The sequence below is a fragment of the Pseudomonas sp. ML2-2023-3 genome, assembly GCF_037055275.1.
In the GTDB taxonomy this organism is placed as follows: Bacteria; Pseudomonadota; Gammaproteobacteria; order Pseudomonadales; family Pseudomonadaceae; genus Aquipseudomonas.
The window spans coordinates 1,891,506-1,907,584 of sequence record NZ_CP146343.1; the positions used below are offsets into that span (position 1 = coordinate 1,891,506).

Consider the following 16,079-nt stretch of genomic DNA (forward strand, 5'->3'; position numbering starts at 1 on the left):
ATGGCGATATTTCCCGCGTCTGTCGGGGAGAGTCGAGACCACTGGTGCTATATACAGTTGGTGGTGACATACTGGCAATCCGCATTGCCTACTCCCCTGAAGAACGTCGCCTTACATGACGCAGCGCAAAATCATCCACGTCGACTGTGACTGTTTCTATGCCGCTATTGAGATGCGCGATGACCCGAGCCTGGCAAACAAGCCGATGGCAGTCGGGGGTTCGGCTGACCGTCGGGGGGTAATCTCGACCTGTAACTACGAGGCGCGGGCTTATGGTGTGCGCTCGGCGATGGCGTCCCGGCATGCACTCAAACTGTGCCCGGATCTGATCATCGTTAACGGCAGGATGGATGCCTATAAAGAAGCGTCGAAAGAAATCCACGGCATTTTGCGCGATTACACCGACTTGATAGAGCCGCTGTCATTGGATGAGGCTTACCTGGATGTGTCTGATAGCCCGCATTTTTCGGGCAGTGCCACGCGCATTGCCCAGGAAATTCGGCGCAGGGTCTCCAATCAACTGCACATCACCGTCTCGGCGGGTGTAGCACCGAACAAGTTTCTGGCCAAAATTGCCAGCGACTGGAAGAAGCCCAATGGGCTGTTCGTCATTACTCCGGATCACGTTGAAGATTTCGTGTCGGCGTTGCCAGTCAACAAGTTGCATGGCGTGGGCAAGGTCACGGCGGACAAGCTGGGGCGGTTGGGGATTGAGACCTGCCTGCAGTTGCGTGACTGGAACAAACTGGCACTTGTGCGTGAGTTCGGCAGTTTCGGTGAGCGATTGTGGGGGTTGTCGCGGGGGATTGATGACCGTCTGGTGCAGAGCGACAGTCGACGTCAGTCTGTTAGCGTGGAAAATACCTACGATACCGATTTGCCGGATCTGGCCAGTTGCCTGGAAAAACTACCGGAGTTGCTGGAGACGCTGACTCGCCGCATTGCACGTATAGACAGCAGTTATCGTCCAGGCAAGCCGTTCGTCAAAGTCAAATTCCACGATTTTACCCAGACCACACTGGAGCAGTCCGGTGCCGGGCGTGACCTTGAGAGTTATGAGGGATTGTTGAGCCAGGCGTTTGCACGCGGCGCCAAGCCCGTTCGATTGCTCGGGCTTGGTGTGCGTTTACAGGATTTGAACAGCGGGTTTGAGCAGCTGGAGCTGTTCAAGGGGTAGGCAAATAACTGTAGTCGCTGACGAGGTACGAGGCTGCGATGGGGTGCGAAGCGGCCCCAAAACACGAAGAGCCTGCGGCCCTTCTCGCAGCCTGCGGCAGCGACTACAAGGGCATGTGTCAGCTGACGCCCGGATCCGCCACCAGCCGCCCGGCATCCTTGGTCAGAGAATGAAGGAACTCACGTTGTAGCTCGGGATCGTTGCGTGTGAGTTCGATCAGGCTTTGTTCCAGCTCGCTGGCTTCTTCTTCCAGTCCCAGTTCCGACAAGCGCTTGACCCGATGTACCCATTGGTTGACGTCGTCGCCCTCCAGGTCGTCGTAGATCAGGTTGTGCGCTTCAAGCAGCTTGCCACGCAGGTTGCTGCTGATCGACAGGGTTGAGTTCGAGTGGGTCTCGTCCTGAGCGTCTTCAACCATGATGGTCAGCTTGCCGATGTGATTGAGGTCTTGCTCGGCAAAAGGGCTGTCCAGCAGGTTGAGGCGCAATACACCGTTGCGATCAGTCGTCAGCTCATGAGTCTGCTTGCCAGCCTTGACCACAACCGGGCGTTCCGACCAGGGCAAGCTTGAATACTCCAGGCGCTTGTCGCGCTGAACATCATCAATACCGGCCAGGTTCTGTTCGGCGCGACCGTGGGACTGCACGTTCATTGCAGGGTTGATGCCCGCAAAGCCGTAGTTGATCCAGTCTTTGGTCACGCTGTCAGGAAGTTGCCCGAACATGAACACGTTAAGCACATTGGCACCCACCCCTGCGACGATAGCCACCGCCCCCAGCGGAATCTCATAGACTTCGCGCCAGGGCTGGTACGGGGTGTAGCGGTCGTAATGGCGCGTGACATCGAACTCGGTGACCTCAAAGGTCTTCTGTTCATTGATGCGCACACGGCGTTGCGGCAGCTCAAGCACTGCTGGCGAGCCAACATCGATCAGGAGGCTGTGGGCGAGCAGCTTTCGCTCGATTCGCTCCTCGTGCTCACTGCGTTGCGACATGTGATTGGCACAGCCGCTCAGCAGCAAGGTGCCGCACATGGCGGCACCTGCGAGGGTTAAGGTACTTCGCTTGAACATGACGCCTCTATCTGGTTTCAGCGAGCGATACGGGCTTGAAGGAAGGCAAGCACATCAGCAACGGGCAGGGCTTGAGGCTCTGCTTCGGTGCGGCTCTTGTATTCCAGATTGCCTTCTGCAAGGCCACGGTCACTGACCACGATCCGGTGAGGGATGCCGATCAGTTCCATGTCGGCGAACTTGATACCCGGGCTGGTTTTCTTGTCGCGGTCGTCCAGTAGCACTTCAAAGCCTGCGGCCGTCAGTTCGGCATAGAGCTTGTCGGTGGCTTCGCGTACGGCTTCGGTCTCGTAGCGCAGTGGAACCAGTGCGACCTGGAAAGGTGCCAGGGCATCGCTCCAGATAATGCCGCGCTCGTCGTTGTTCTGCTCGATGGCTGCTGCCACGACGCGGGAAACACCGATGCCGTAGCAACCCATTGCCAGGGTTACCGGCTTGCCGTTTTCGCCCAGCACCTGGCACTTCATCGCTTCGCTGTACTTGGTGCCCAGCTGGAAGATGTGACCCACTTCGATGCCGCGCTTGATTTCCAGTGTGCCCTTGCCATCCGGGCTCGGGTCGCCAGCGACCACGTTGCGCAGGTCGGCAACGGTCGGAACCGGCAGGTCGCGTTCCCAGTTCACGCCGAAGTAGTGCTTGTCATCAATGTTGGCGCCCACGCCGAAGTCGCTCATCAATTCGACCGAACGGTCAATGATGCACGGCAGCGGCAGGTTCAGAGGGCCCAGGGAGCCTGCACCGGCGCCGATGGCGTCACGTAGTTCTGCGTCCGAAGCCATGACCAGCGGGCTTGCTACCAGCGGGTGGTTACCAGCCTTGATTTCGTTAAGTTCGTGATCACCGCGAATAACGAGTGCGATCAGCTTGCCTTCTTCGGCGGCGTGAACGATCAGGGTCTTGACGGTTTTTTCGATGGCCAGATCATAGCCTTCGACCAGTTGGGCGATGGTCTTGGCATCTGGCGTGTCGACCAGGCGCAGCTCCTGGGTGGCAGCAGGGCGCGAGGTTTCGACTGGAACGGCTTCGGCTTTTTCGATGTTGGCCGCGTAGTCGGAACCATTGCTGAACACGATGTCGTCTTCGCCAGACTCGGCCAGAACGTGGAACTCGTGGGAACCGGCGCCGCCGATGGAGCCGTTGTCAGCTTCAACCGGACGGAAGTTTAGGCCCAGGCGGGTGAATACATTGCAGTAGGCCTGGTGCATGCGGTCATAAGTGACCTGCAGCGAAGCGTTGTCGACGTGGAAGGAGTAGGCGTCCTTCATGATGAACTCGCGGCCGCGCATCAAGCCGAAGCGCGGGCGGGTTTCGTCACGGAATTTGGTCTGGATCTGGTACAGATTGATCGGCAACTGCTTGTAGCTGTTGAGCTCGTTGCGGCACAGGTCGGTGATGACTTCTTCGTGGGTCGGGCCTACGCAGAACTCGCGACCATGGCGATCTTTCAGGCGCAGCAGTTCGGCGCCGTATTCTTCCCAGCGACCGGATTCCTGCCACAGCTCAGCTGGCTGGATGCTCGGCATCAGCACTTCAAGAGCACCTGCAGCGTTCATTTCTTCGCGAACAATGGCTTCGGCCTTGCGCATGATCCGCAGGCCCATGGGCAGCCAGGTGTACAGGCCGGAAGCAAGTTTGCGAATCATGCCGGCGCGCAGCATCAGCTGGTGGCTGATAACGACCGCATCGGAAGGCGTTTCTTTCTGTGTGGCGAGCAAATATTGGCTGGTGCGCATGGTTAGTCGTGGCCGTTGCTGATGACTAGAAATGACCTCGCATTGTACGGGCGAGATCAGTTTGCGTACAGCGCGGGCGGGGGAGAGTGCTTCCCCCGCAGATTTATGGCTGTTTTTCGAGGTCTACAGCGGGCTTCTGGCGGGCCCGGCGGCTTTCCTGAAACCAGTGCAGGCTGATCAGCAGCAAGGTAGGGATGCCCATCAGTGCCGTGATGATAAAGAAGTTGTGATAGCCGAACTTTTCCACCAGAACCCCTGAATAGCCGCCCATCAGGCGCGGCAGCAGTAGCATGATGGAACTGAGCAGGGCGTACTGGGTGGCCGAAAACTTGAGGTTTGTCAGGCTGGACAGATAGGCGACGAATGCAGAGGTGGCGAGGCCGGAGCTGAAGTTGTCGAGAGAGATAGTGACGATCAGCATGTCCAGATTCGGGCCCATGTCTGCCAGCAACATAAATAGCAGGTTGGTGCTTGCTGATGCCGCCCCGCCAATCAGCAGGATCGGCAAAATGCCGAAGCGCACGATAAGCAAACCGCCCATGCCAGCGCCAACGAGGGTCATGATCAAGCCGAAAATCTTGCTGACCCCGGCGATCTGATCCTTGGTGAACCCTTGGTCGATATAGAACACGTTGGCCATCACGCCCATGACCGTGTCAGACATGCGGTAAGTGGCAATCAGGCCCAGCAGCAGAAGGGCTTGCCAGCGATAACGCAGGATAAAGTCATTAACCGGTGTCAGGACTGGCGCCAGCCCGCGTCGTCCAAAGGTCGAGAGGCACAGCACCGTGAGCAGCGTGTACAGGATGGCGCGCAGAAATGCCCTGTCTTCAAGCACCAGTGTCATCGGGCTGACGCCCTCGAACAGGACGCCTGCAAAATCGGTGTTGTAGAGCTGCGTGAACATCGCCGGTACTGAAACAAGCAAGACGATCAGTACGAATACAGACGCCAGCTGATGGCCAAAACTGTAGCGCCCGGCCGACAGTTGGGTGCGCAGCGGTACCGGGGGCTCGCGCATGAACAGGGTGGTGAGCAGTGCTGGCACCATGAGCAGGCCGAACAGCACATAAGTACCGGTCCAGGCCGAATGTTTGTAGTTAAAGCCCGTCGAGCCGAAGCCCTCGGCAAAGAACAGGGCGCCTGCGGTGGCCAGCAGGGCTGCCACGCGATAGCCGGACATATAACTGGCAGCGAGCGCAGCCTGACGATTGTCTTCTGCGATTTCCAGCCGGTAGGCATCCACGGCGATGTCCTGGGTCGCCGAGGCGAAGGACACGACCACCGCGATGGCAATCAGCCAGGAGAGGTGTTTTTGCGGGTCGCAAAAGCCCATGCCGATCAGGCCCAGGATCACCAGCGACTGCGACAGCACCAGCCATGAACGACGCCTGCCAAGTTTTCCGAGCAGCGGTAAACGCCATTGGTCCAGCAGCGGGGACCACACCCATTTAAAGGCGTAAGCCAGACCGATCAGGCTGGCATAGCCAATGGTTTCACGGGCCACACCGGCTTCGCGCAGCCACACGGAGAGCGTTGAAAAAACCAGCATGTACGGTAAACCGGCGGCAAAACCGAGCAGTAACAGCACAAGGGTTGAGGGGCTGGAATAGGCAGCTAGCGCTTCGCGCCAGGTTTTACGGGGCATGGACTGGAGTCTGCCTCTGGTTGCGGAAACAAAGGGCGCACTCTAACCGCAGTGCTCTATCGGGCGCCAGCCATGACGTTGCATATCCACGCGATTATTCATGATGCTCAGGCCCTCGGCGCGCAAACGCGCACGCTGTTCATCACCCGACGGGCTACCTGCTGGCAAACTGATACGGCCACCAGCGGCAAGAACCCGATGCCAGGGCAGGCGCGTGCCTTCAGGGAGTTGGCTAAGCGTTCGCCCAACCCACCGTGCAGCTCGACCCAGACCAGCCAGTTCGGCAAGCTGGCCGTAGGACACCACATAACCTGCGGGCACCATCATCAAGGTTGAATACAGTGCTGTACGGCGAATTTCGGCGGGGCTTTGAGGGGTGTCGATGAGTGTGCTCACGGCGGGCTTCTGGTCGGCGGAAAGGGGGCTTGCGCTGTTAACTCAACTATAGAAGGAACTCCAGCACAATGAGCCGGTCTTTCTTTCTCAAGGGCGTGTCCATGGGGATAATGCCGGCATTCTTTCGCACTCCTGAGTTTCGCATTTGCTTATGCTGTCCAGAACCCTGTTATGCCTTGCTGCCCTGAGTCTTACTGCGCCCGTGCTTGCCGATACGGTGTGGTTGAAAAATGGCGACCGTCTGACCGGCAAGATCAAAGTATTCGACGGTGGCAAGTTGCTGATCCAGACCGAATACGCGGGTGCCGTGCCCATTGACTGGAAACAGGTCAAAACCCTTGAGAGTGATCAGGAACTGCTGGTCAAGCAGGATGCCTACACCGGAGAGAAAGCCAAGTCGTTGCAGGCAGCCGAAGATGGCCACGTAACCCTGGCCAATGGCGAAGCGCCGAAAACCGTAGAGCTGGCCAGTATTCAGCAAATCCTCAAGCCCAAGCCAGTGATTGAAGACCTGGTCTGGAAAGGCAATGTCGATGTGGCACTGGACTACAAGCGGGCCGACAAGGATACCGACGATTACGACATCGACTTCAAGACCACTGCTCGTCACGGTGCCTGGCGCCATCATGCAGAAGGCGAATACAACCGCGAGTTTCAGAACGATGTTGTCACGACGGACAACTGGACTGCCGAATACGCGCTTGACCACTTCATTGATGAAAAGTGGTACTGGCAAGGTCGTCTGACTTATAACCGTGACCGGGTCGAAGACGTTTCACGCCAGCGCACGATCGGTACTGGTCCGGGCTATCAGTTCTGGGATGACGAGCTGGGTGCGTTCTCCCTGGGGTCGCTGATCAACCGCACGGACTATGAATATTCTGACGGCAAAAAAGATAACTTCTACTCGCTGGCCATGAAGTGGGATTACAACCGCTACTTGCTGGGCAAGACAGTGTCGATCTTCACCAATGGTGAGTTGGGCAAGTCGCTGGAGAGTACGTCGGATTACAGCCTCGATTCCGAAATAGGCTTGCGTTACAAGGTGACCGAGTGGGCATCGCTCAATCTCAAGGCCGAGAAAGACCTGATTGGTGGTTCAAGCGGCTCTGATAACTCCCTCAACAAGACTCGCTACACCATGGGGTTTGGCGTGACCTGGTAATAGCTCACGTCGTGGCCGCTGCCGAAGGAGCGCAGCCTCGTTCCTTCGGCAGCGGCTACAGGTTGCTCTAGATTCGCAAGCCGCCATCAAGCTCCAGAATCCGCCCGGTGTAGTAGTCGTTCTCAAAAATGTAGGCCGCGGAATGGGCGATTTCTTCAACCTTGCCCATGCGCTTCAACGGGATGCCGGAAGTCATCTTTTCGAGGGCTTCGGGTTTCATGCCCAGGGTCATTTCGGTTTCGATAAAGCCTGGGGCAATCCCGGCCACCCGAATGCCGTAGCGTGACAGCTCTTTGGCCCAGGTCACCGTGGCTGCGGCAACTCCGGCCTTGGCTGCCGAGTAGTTGGTCTGGCCTACGTTACCGGCGCGCGAGATCGACGAAATGTTGATAATCGCGCCTTGACTGTTGAGCTCGATCATTTTTGCCGCGACCTCACGGGTGCACAGGAAAACGCCCGTCAGGTTGACGTCGATCACCGCCTGCCATTGCGCCAGGCTCATCTTGGTCATCACCCCGTCCTTGACCTTGAGCAGCAGTCCGTCGCGCAAAATGCCGGCGTTGTTTACAAGACCATTGATCGCGCCAAAATCTTCTGCAATCTGGGCAACAGTTTGCGTAACCTGTTCTTCATCGGCGACGTTACACAGGTAAGCGCGGGCCTCTACACCGTGTGCCTGACAAGCCGCGACCGCCAATTCAAGCTTTTCCGGATTGAGGTCGACCAGTGCCAGCCTCGCGCCCTTGGCAGCCAGATACTCAGCCATTGCACGGCCCAGCCCTTGGCAGCCGCCAGTGATAATGATTACTTTGTCTTTTAGTTGCATGGGTGCCCTGATCTCGACCGTTATCGACGGATTTTTTATTAAGGAGTCATAAGTTGAGCGTTGAAGCTGCCAAGCATGCCCGAGAATTACTGCTCAAGGAATACCGCGGAGCCCTGTCGACCCAGTCCAAGGCCATGCCGGGTTTTCCCTTTGGTTCCGTGGTGCCTTATTGCCTGGATGAGCAGGGGCGCCCGTTGATTTTGATCAGCCGTATTGCCCAGCACACCCATAACCTGCGCAAGGACCCCAAGTGCTCGCTGATGGTAGGCGAGCGGGGGGCTGAAGATATCCAGGCCGTTGGGCGCCTGACGTATCTGGCCGAAGCCGAGCAGTTGACCGAGGCTGCAGCGATTGCCGCCGCAGCTGAGCGCTACTACCGCTATTTCCCTGAGGCCAGGGGCTATGACACGGCCCATGATTTCGACTTTTGGGTGCTTAACCCGGTCAGGCACCGTTATATAGGTGGTTTCGGGGCTATTCACTGGCTGGATCAAGTCACGCTGGCCAACCCCTTTGCCGGGCAGGTCGAGGTGCGCATGGTGGAGCACATGAACGCCGACCACGCCAACGCCATCGAGCATTACGTCAAATTGACCGGTCTACCGCTAACAACGCCAGCTACGCTGGTGGGTATCGACAGCGAAGGCATGCATTTGCGTATCGGTGAAGGCCTGCATTGGTTGGGCTTTCCCGAGCCTTGCAATACTTCGACACAGGTGCGCGAAGCGTTGGTTTTATTGGCGCGTGCTAGTGAATGGCCGAAAAAACAGACGACCTGACCTTGAATTTTCACAGGCGCGCCGTCATCTAGGTTTGGTTGGAAGATATTCTTCCGGAGAGGAATCATTTGATGCGCGCTTTTCTATTGCTCTTTCTGTTATTTCCAGTGCTAGAGCTGTACGTCTTTTTCAAGGTCAGCACCGCTATCGGGTTTTTCCCTGCGTTGCTGCTGATCATTGCCGGCTCCATGCTGGGTGTTCTGGTGGTTCGCGTTGCAGGTCTGGCCACTGCGCTCAGAGCGCGCGAAAGCCTCAATCGCGGCGAGCTGCCTGCTCAGCAAATGCTTGAAGGTCTGATGCTGGCCCTGGGTGGCGGCCTTCTGGTGCTACCGGGCTTTATCAGCGATGCGGCCGGTCTGTTGTTGCTGTTCCCGCCGGTTCGTCGTTTCCTGGTCAACCGTCTGCGCAAGCGTGCAGAAGAACAAGCCATTCGCCAGCGTGCGTTTGCCGATGACTTCGAGGCTGCAGCTCGCCCTCGATCCCAGCAGCCTTTGGGGCGTGAGCCGAATGTGATCGAAGGCGAGTTCGAGCACCGCGACAAATAAGGCTTTTGCGTTATCAACACGGCACCTTGGGTGCCGTGTTTGTTTTTCGGTCAGGCACAAGGTTAAAAAATTCATGGGCGTGCCCTTGTAATAAGTGGATGCGCCCTTATGTAACGGACACCGCAGGGTTTTACTGGCAACAGCACATCCCTTCAGCGAATAGCACCCGGCATTTCCGGATTTGCAAACCCCGCCGGTATTGACACCGGCCGATGAACACCACAATTAGGAGAGATCGACAATGAAGCTTCGTCCTCTGCATGACCGCGTCGTAATCCGTCGCAGCGAAGAAGAAAAGAAAACCGCTGGCGGTATCGTTCTGCCGGGTTCTGCTGCCGAAAAAGCCAACAGCGGTGAAATCCTCGCTGTCGGTACTGGCCGCGTTCTGGACAACGGTGAAGTACGTGCGCTGGCCGTGAAAGTGGGTGACAAGGTTGTGTTCGGCCCTTACTCCGGCAGCAACACTGTGAAAGTCGACGGCGAAGACCTGCTGGTTATGGCTGAGAACGAAATTCTCGCTGTAATCGAAGGCTGATCTCCCGCTCCTTTTCCCGTTACTACAAAGTATTTAAGGAAGAACGAACATGGCTGCTAAAGAAGTTAAATTCGGCGACTCCGCCCGTAAAAAAATGCTGGCCGGTGTAAACGTCCTGGCTGACGCAGTAAAAGCGACCCTGGGCCCTAAAGGCCGTAACGTGATCATCGAGAAGAGCTTCGGCGCTCCGACCATCACCAAGGACGGCGTTTCCGTTGCCAAAGAAATCGAGCTGAAAGATCGCTTCGAAAACATGGGCGCGCAGCTGGTTAAAGACGTTGCCTCCCGTGCCAACGATGACGCTGGTGACGGTACTACCACTGCAACCGTTCTGGCTCAATCGATCGTCAACGAAGGCCTGAAAGCCGTCGCTGCCGGCATGAACCCGATGGACCTGAAGCGCGGTATCGACAAAGCGACCATCGCCATTGTCAAAGAGCTGAAATCCCTGGCCAAGCCATGCGCTGACAGCAAGGCGATCGCTCAGGTAGGTACCATCTCTGCCAACTCCGACAGCTCCATCGGCGACATCATTGCCGAAGCCATGGAAAAAGTCGGTAAAGAAGGCGTGATCACTGTTGAAGAAGGCTCGGGCCTGGAAAACGAACTGTCTGTTGTTGAAGGCATGCAGTTTGACCGTGGCTACCTGTCCCCGTACTTCGTCAACAAACCAGAAACCATGACTGCCGAGCTCGACGGTCCGCTGATCCTTCTGGTCGACAAAAAGATCTCCAACATCCGTGAACTGCTGCCAGTTCTGGAAGCTGTTGCCAAAGCCGGTCGCCCACTGCTGATCGTATCCGAAGACGTTGAAGGCGAAGCCCTGGCGACTCTGGTTGTGAACAACATGCGCGGTATCGTGAAAGTCGTTGCTGTTAAAGCACCTGGCTTTGGTGATCGTCGTAAGGCAATGCTGCAGGACATCGCTGTTCTGACTGGCGGTACCGTTATCTCCGAAGAGATCGGTCTGAGCCTGGAAAGCGCTACCCTGGAACACCTGGGTAATGCCAAGCGCGTTACCGTAACCAAAGAAAACACCACCGTTATCGACGGTGCTGGCGTTGAAGCTGACATCCAGGCTCGTGTGACTCAGATCCGTGCTCAAGTGGCTGATACCACTTCGGACTACGACCGTGAAAAACTGCAAGAGCGTCTGGCCAAGCTGTCTGGCGGCGTAGCAGTGATCAAGGTTGGCGCTGGCTCTGAAGTAGAAATGAAAGAGAAGAAAGCCCGCGTTGAAGACGCCCTGCACGCAACCCGTGCAGCCGTTGAAGAAGGCGTGGTACCTGGCGGTGGCGTGGCACTGGTTCGCGCTCTGCAGGCAATCGCTGATCTGAAAGGCGACAACGCTGATCAGAACGTTGGTATCGCACTGCTGCGTCGTGCTGTTGAAGCACCTCTGCGCCAGATCGTTGCCAACTCCGGTGACGAGCCAAGCGTAGTTGTCGACAAAGTTAAGCAGGGTTCGGGTAACTACGGTTACAACGCAGCCACTGGCGAATACGGCGACATGATTGAAATGGGTATCCTTGACCCGGCTAAAGTGACTCGTTCGGCTCTGCAAGCGGCTTCGTCGATTGCCAGCCTGATGATCACCACTGAGGCGATGATCGCTGAGATCCAGGAAGACAAACCAGCTGGCGGCATGCCAGACATGGGCGGCATGGGTGGTATGGGCGGCATGATGTAAGCCAGCCTTACCCCGTTACGCAAAAGCCCCGCCTGAGTCATCAGGCGGGGCTTTTTTGTGGCTGGTCGTTATCTGGCAGGTATTGAGAAAAGTACACGTCTGATACTGTGCGTCGTTCGCCATCGCGAGCAAGCCCGCTCCCACGACAGATCCTGTCAGCATCCAGTCTTGGGTTTACCCCCAAACCAGTGGGAGCTGGCTTGCCTGCGATGGTATCAGCCGCAGGTTGACTGACACTGCGCGTCGCCTCAAGCCCGCTCCCGCAAAAGCGATGGTTTACCGCTGGGAAAGCTGCTCCGGGATTCCCTGCGTTGGCTTCCAGCCCAACAATTGCTGTTTATAGCCGTGGCTGGCGCCCTGATAGTAGGCAATCGCCCGTTCAATCAACGGATCGGTCGCCGGTACGCGGGACTCAACACTGGTGGTCAACGCTTCGTCGTGGCGACGCAGGCCCTGACGCGGGCTGAGAATGGCCAGGTCTTTACCGTCAAACAAACCCAGGTGCTGGTAGTTGCCCACTACCACCCGTGGTGGCAACGGATTGTCCTGGAGCAGGTTGCGACCGAAGAAAGTCGACTGGTAGTCCAGGTTCAGCAAGCCGAGCAAGGTTGGGGCAAGATCGATCTGGCTGGCCAGTTGCGCGTTTTCCCGCGCTTCGATCAGTTTGGGCGCATAGATAAACAGCGGGATCTGATAGTTGGTGATCGGCAAGTCTTCCTTGCCCGCACTGCCTGCCGTGTGATCGGCCACGAACACAAAGATCGTGTTATCGAACCAGGGCTTTTTGCGCGCTGCGTCCAGGAATTGGCCGATGGCGTAGTCGGTGTACTTCACTGCGCCGTCGCGACCATTACCCGACTTGATGTCGATCCGGCCTTCCGGGTAGGTGTAGGGGCGATGGTTCGAGGTGGTCATCAGTTGCAGCAAAAAGGGTTTTTGTTGCGCATAGTCTGCATCGGCCAGCTTCAGGGTTTCGCGGTACAGGTCTTCATCGGCCATGCCCCACGCGTTCTTGAAGTGGATATCGGCTTCATTCACGCTGCTTTGGTCAACCACGCGGTAACCGTTGCCACTGAAAAAGGCGTTCATGTTGTCAAAGTAACCGCGTCCGCCATAGACGAACACGCTGTCGTAACCCACACCTTTAAGCTGCTGGCCCAGGCTGGCAAAACCGCTTTCACGGCCGATGCGCTTGACGATGGAGCGCCCCGGCGTCGGCGGAATGGCCAGGGTGATGGCTTCCAGGCCGCGGTCGGTGCGGGTGCCGGTGGCATAGAAGTTATTGAAGTACAGGCTTTCCTTGCGCAGTTGATCCAGATTTGGCGTCAGGTTGCGACCATCGCCGTTGCTGCCCAGGTATTTGGCGCTGAAGCTTTCGATCGTCACCAACACAATGTTGGGCTGACGCGCAGTGCCCGGATTGTCGATATTGCGACGGATATCCAGCGGGTCCTGGCCAACAAACGTAGCGTTGGGCTCCGTCAACTCTTTGCGCAATTGTTGGGCCACCACGTCGGTCGGCAAGCTGGCATAAAACTGCTGGTAATCCAGCTCGTTGTTACGGAACGCGGCGAAGAACTGATACGGGCCATTGCTTGCCAGTTCATGCTGATAGGCATTGCCACCCTGACCCCGTGGGCCGTCCTGATCGAGCAGTTGCAGGCTCAGGCCAGCTACCAGCAACAGACTGGCGAAGGCAGCGATGCGAGAGCCAAAGGTTGGCAGCGGAGCATTCATGGCCGCGTTGAACGGTTTGCGCAGAACAAGGCTCAACACAATGGCAGTCAGGGCAATGGCACTGAGCAGTATGCCAATGGGGTAGGACTCCAGTACGTTGTTCAGCACTTCATCGGAATAGACCAGATAGTCCACGGCGATAAAGTTGAAGCGCACGCCGAACTCATCCCAAAACAGCCACTCGGCGACGGCCGTGAACAATATGGCAAACAGACTGACGGTCAGCAGGCCTTGCAGAAACCACTGATGGCCTCGACGACGCCACAGGCCGGGCGGGCATAACAGCAGGTACAGGCCCAGAGGCAGGGCGGCATAGGCCAGAAAGCCGAGGTCATAAAGCAAGCCAATGCCAAACACCGGAAGCCAGTTGTTACCAGCCTCTCCCAGGTGGGTGACCAGCAGAACGCCTCGGGTAATTAGAAAAGTCGCCAGCCAGCAGCCAGTCAACAGAAGGAGGTAGCGCATTGGCGCAGTGTGCAGCAGACGCATTGTTGTTTTTCCTTAAACGCGAGGGTGCGGGAGTGTGCGGGCGCCACTGTATTGAGTTTGTGAACCGATAGTAAAAAAAATGTCATTTTTGCAGATGCGACAACTAAATTGTCTGTGCGCCCTGCGGTGCTGGCCCTGCGCGGTTCTTGGCCTTAAGCTGCGCGGGCCAAGACGGCCGTAACTGTGAACGGAGAGAATACCCATGCGAATTCTATTGGTTGAAGACAACCGCGATATCCTCGCCAACCTGGCGGACTATCTGGGGCTCAAGGGCTATACCGTTGACTGCGCCCAGGATGGATTGTCAGGTTTGCACCTGGCGGCCACTGAGCACTACGACCTGATTGTGCTCGACATCATGTTGCCGGGTATCGACGGCTATACCCTGTGCAAGCGCCTGCGTGAAGACGCTCGTCGCGATACGCCGGTGATCATGCTGACTGCCCGCGACCAATTGGACGACCGCCTGCAAGGCTTCAAGTCCGGTGCCGATGACTACCTGCTCAAGCCGTTTGCCCTGTCCGAACTGGCAGCGCGGATCGAGGCGGTATTGCGTCGCGCCCAAGGCGGAGGTCGACGGGAGTTGCAGGTCGCGGAGCTGCGTTACGACCTCGATACCCTCGAAGTGACCCGTGAAGGGCGTTTGCTCAAGCTCAACCCGGTGGGTCTCAAACTGCTCGCGGTATTGATGCAAAAAAGCCCTCACGTGCTGCGCCGCGAAGTTCTGGAAGAGGCCCTTTGGGGCGACGACTGCCCAGACAGCGACAGCCTGCGCAGCCATGTGCATCAATTGCGCCAGGTGATCGACAAGCCTTTCGACAAGCCTCTGTTGCAAACCGTGCATGGTGTTGGCTACCGCCTCGCCGAGCTTCGCGATGGAGTTTAAGCAAAGCCTTTCCCAGCGGATCATCATTGCCTTTGCCTTGATGAGCGCCCTGGTGGCAGGGACATTTGCGGTGGGCATTATTGCCACCGTGCATCTGGTTGAAGAAAAACTCATATCGGCCGGTCTGGGCGGTGATTTGCAGCGCCTGTTGCTGATGGACAACGGCGCAGAGTGGAACCACAGGCCTAAACCGAGTCAGCTGTTTTATTTCAGTGGCGGGCGTGGCGATTTTGCTTTGCCCAAGGACCTGCGCCATCTGGACCCGGGATTCCATGAGGTATTTCGCGATCAGCTGTCGTATCACGCGATGGTTGAAGTGGTCGATGGCCGGCGTTATGTCCTGCTGCAAGACCAGAGCGATTTTGAAGAGCGTGAGCGCGTGCTGTTTGCTGTGGTGGTGGTCGGTTTTGTCCTGGCCCTGGCATTGGCCGTCTTCCTGGGCTGGACGCTTGCACGTCGCGTAATGGCGCCGGTGGTGCGTCTGGCGCGTCAGGTTCGCCATCGAGATCAACTGCTGGGGCTGGCCCCGCCCCTGGCCCCGGACTATGCCGCTGATGAAGTGGGCGAGCTGGCCGTGGCGTTCGACGCTACCCTGGGTCGCCTGCGCGACACCCTGACCCGCGAACGTCTGTTTACCAGTGACGTAAGCCACGAATTGCGCACCCCGCTGATGGTACTGGCCAGCTCCTGCGAACTTCTGCTGGAAAGCCCGTCGCTGGATCAGCGCAGTCGCTCACAGGTCGAGCGCATATCCCGTGCTTGCGAAGAAATGCGTGAACTGGTGCAGACCTTCCTGATGTTGGCCCGCGCGCAACATGAAGATGCCAGCATGTCGCCCACGGTAACGCTCACCACCGTGGCCGAAGGCCTGATCAGCCTGTGGCGAGAGCCCATCGAGGCCAAAGGCCTTGAATTGATTTACGAACCCGGCAATCCGCTGGATACGCGCTATAACGCGACCTTCCTGCACGCGGTGATGGGCAACTTGCTGCGCAATGCGTTGCACTACACCGATAAGGGCTTTATCCGGTTGACCCTGGAGCCCAGCGGGTTTGTGGTGGAAGACAGCGGCGTTGGTATCCCGGAAGAAAAACGCCAGGCCATGTTTCAACCCTTTGTGCGCGGTAGTGAAAAACGTGGCGAAGGGCTGGGTCTGGGGTTGTCGCTGGTGCAGCGAATCTGCGATAGCCAGGGCTGGCGCGTGACCCTCACCACAATGGAGCCAAACGGCTGCCGTTTTCGCGTCGAGCTCGGCCCGCCCGACGCCTGAAGTCCTTCCCGCGGCCTGCGTTCTGCAGGCCGCTTTACGTCATGGTTGATTCGTATATGGCCCCGCGCCAGTATTTGCGCGATGTAAAACCCTGCAACATTTGTGTGGGACGCATAGACGGAATTTTCACC

The 16,079-nt window shown here is 57.5% G+C and carries 14 protein-coding genes; 8 read left to right on the forward strand and 6 right to left on the reverse strand.

The genetic code is table 11. The features are described 5' to 3' along the window. Window positions 1–115 precede the first annotated feature (115 nt). Window positions 116–1,177 (forward strand): DNA polymerase IV, encoded by a 1,062-nt coding sequence (dinB, locus tag V6P94_RS08800; protein ID WP_133075809.1) that lies wholly within the window; start codon window positions 116–118, stop codon window positions 1,175–1,177. A 118-nt stretch (window positions 1,178–1,295) separates the two neighbouring features. Here dinB and V6P94_RS08805 read toward each other — a convergent pair whose 3' ends face one another. The 4 genes from V6P94_RS08805 to V6P94_RS08820 all read right to left on the reverse strand — a co-directional run bounded on the left by V6P94_RS08805 (window position 1,296) and on the right by V6P94_RS08820 (window position 6,026). Further along, entirely contained in the window at window positions 1,296–2,249 is a 954-nt protein-coding gene (locus V6P94_RS08805; RefSeq protein ID WP_326398364.1) for a hypothetical protein, read from the reverse strand. 17 nt (window positions 2,250–2,266) lie between these two features. Further along, the gene (locus V6P94_RS08810; RefSeq protein WP_326398363.1) at window positions 2,267–3,982 is read right to left on the reverse strand and encodes a proline--tRNA ligase; all 1,716 of its coding nucleotides are present in this window, start codon (window positions 3,980–3,982) and stop codon (window positions 2,267–2,269) included. 103 nt (window positions 3,983–4,085) lie between these two features. Beyond that, window positions 4,086–5,630, reverse strand: a complete 1,545-nt coding sequence (locus tag V6P94_RS08815; RefSeq protein ID WP_133075806.1) for an AmpG family muropeptide MFS transporter — start codon at window positions 5,628–5,630, stop codon at window positions 4,086–4,088. A 42-nt stretch (window positions 5,631–5,672) separates the two neighbouring features. Beyond that, window positions 5,673–6,026: an MGMT family protein gene (locus V6P94_RS08820; protein WP_133075805.1), complete on the reverse strand. Its 354-nt coding sequence runs from the start codon at window positions 6,024–6,026 to the stop codon at window positions 5,673–5,675. A 151-nt stretch (window positions 6,027–6,177) separates the two neighbouring features. Here V6P94_RS08820 and V6P94_RS08825 point away from each other — a divergent pair, with 151 nt between their 5' ends. Then, complete coding sequence (locus V6P94_RS08825; RefSeq protein ID WP_326398362.1) at window positions 6,178–7,191, forward strand: DUF481 domain-containing protein; 1,014 nt, start codon at window positions 6,178–6,180, stop codon at window positions 7,189–7,191. 67 nt (window positions 7,192–7,258) lie between these two features. Here the strand turns inward: V6P94_RS08825 and V6P94_RS08830 are convergent, their stop codons facing one another. Beyond that, window positions 7,259–8,017: an SDR family oxidoreductase gene (locus tag V6P94_RS08830; RefSeq protein ID WP_046808918.1), complete on the reverse strand. Its 759-nt coding sequence runs from the start codon at window positions 8,015–8,017 to the stop codon at window positions 7,259–7,261. A gap of 53 nt (window positions 8,018–8,070) precedes the next feature. On the opposite strand from V6P94_RS08830, the gene V6P94_RS08835 reads away from it, so the two are divergent. From V6P94_RS08835 to groL, 4 genes are all read left to right on the forward strand, one after another. Next, a complete protein-coding gene (locus V6P94_RS08835; RefSeq protein ID WP_326398360.1) occupies window positions 8,071–8,796 on the forward strand; it encodes a HugZ family protein in 726 nt (241 codons plus the stop codon). Between the two features lie 71 nt (window positions 8,797–8,867). Then, the gene (locus tag V6P94_RS08840) at window positions 8,868–9,341 is read left to right on the forward strand and encodes an FxsA family protein (RefSeq protein ID WP_019827818.1); all 474 of its coding nucleotides are present in this window, start codon (window positions 8,868–8,870) and stop codon (window positions 9,339–9,341) included. 241 nt (window positions 9,342–9,582) lie between these two features. Continuing rightward, on the forward strand, window positions 9,583–9,876 hold the full coding sequence (locus V6P94_RS08845; RefSeq protein WP_019827816.1) for a co-chaperone GroES: 294 nt from the start codon (window positions 9,583–9,585) through the stop codon (window positions 9,874–9,876). 49 nt (window positions 9,877–9,925) lie between these two features. Then, window positions 9,926–11,566, forward strand: coding sequence for a chaperonin GroEL (gene groL / locus V6P94_RS08850; protein ID WP_095038382.1), 1,641 nt, complete (start codon window positions 9,926–9,928; stop codon window positions 11,564–11,566). A 276-nt stretch (window positions 11,567–11,842) separates the two neighbouring features. Here the strand turns inward: groL and V6P94_RS08855 are convergent, their stop codons facing one another. Then, the gene (locus V6P94_RS08855) at window positions 11,843–13,792 is read right to left on the reverse strand and encodes an LTA synthase family protein (RefSeq protein ID WP_326398359.1); all 1,950 of its coding nucleotides are present in this window, start codon (window positions 13,790–13,792) and stop codon (window positions 11,843–11,845) included. Window positions 13,793–13,994: 202 nt separating this feature from the next. On the opposite strand from V6P94_RS08855, the gene colR reads away from it, so the two are divergent. Further along, the gene (gene colR, locus V6P94_RS08860; RefSeq protein ID WP_019827811.1) at window positions 13,995–14,678 is read left to right on the forward strand and encodes a two-component system response regulator ColR; all 684 of its coding nucleotides are present in this window, start codon (window positions 13,995–13,997) and stop codon (window positions 14,676–14,678) included. Continuing rightward, window positions 14,668–15,948: an ATP-binding protein gene (locus tag V6P94_RS08865; protein WP_133075799.1), complete on the forward strand. Its 1,281-nt coding sequence runs from the start codon at window positions 14,668–14,670 to the stop codon at window positions 15,946–15,948. Before colR ends, V6P94_RS08865 begins: the two co-directional genes overlap by 11 nt. Window positions 15,949–16,079: the final 131 nt, after the last annotated feature.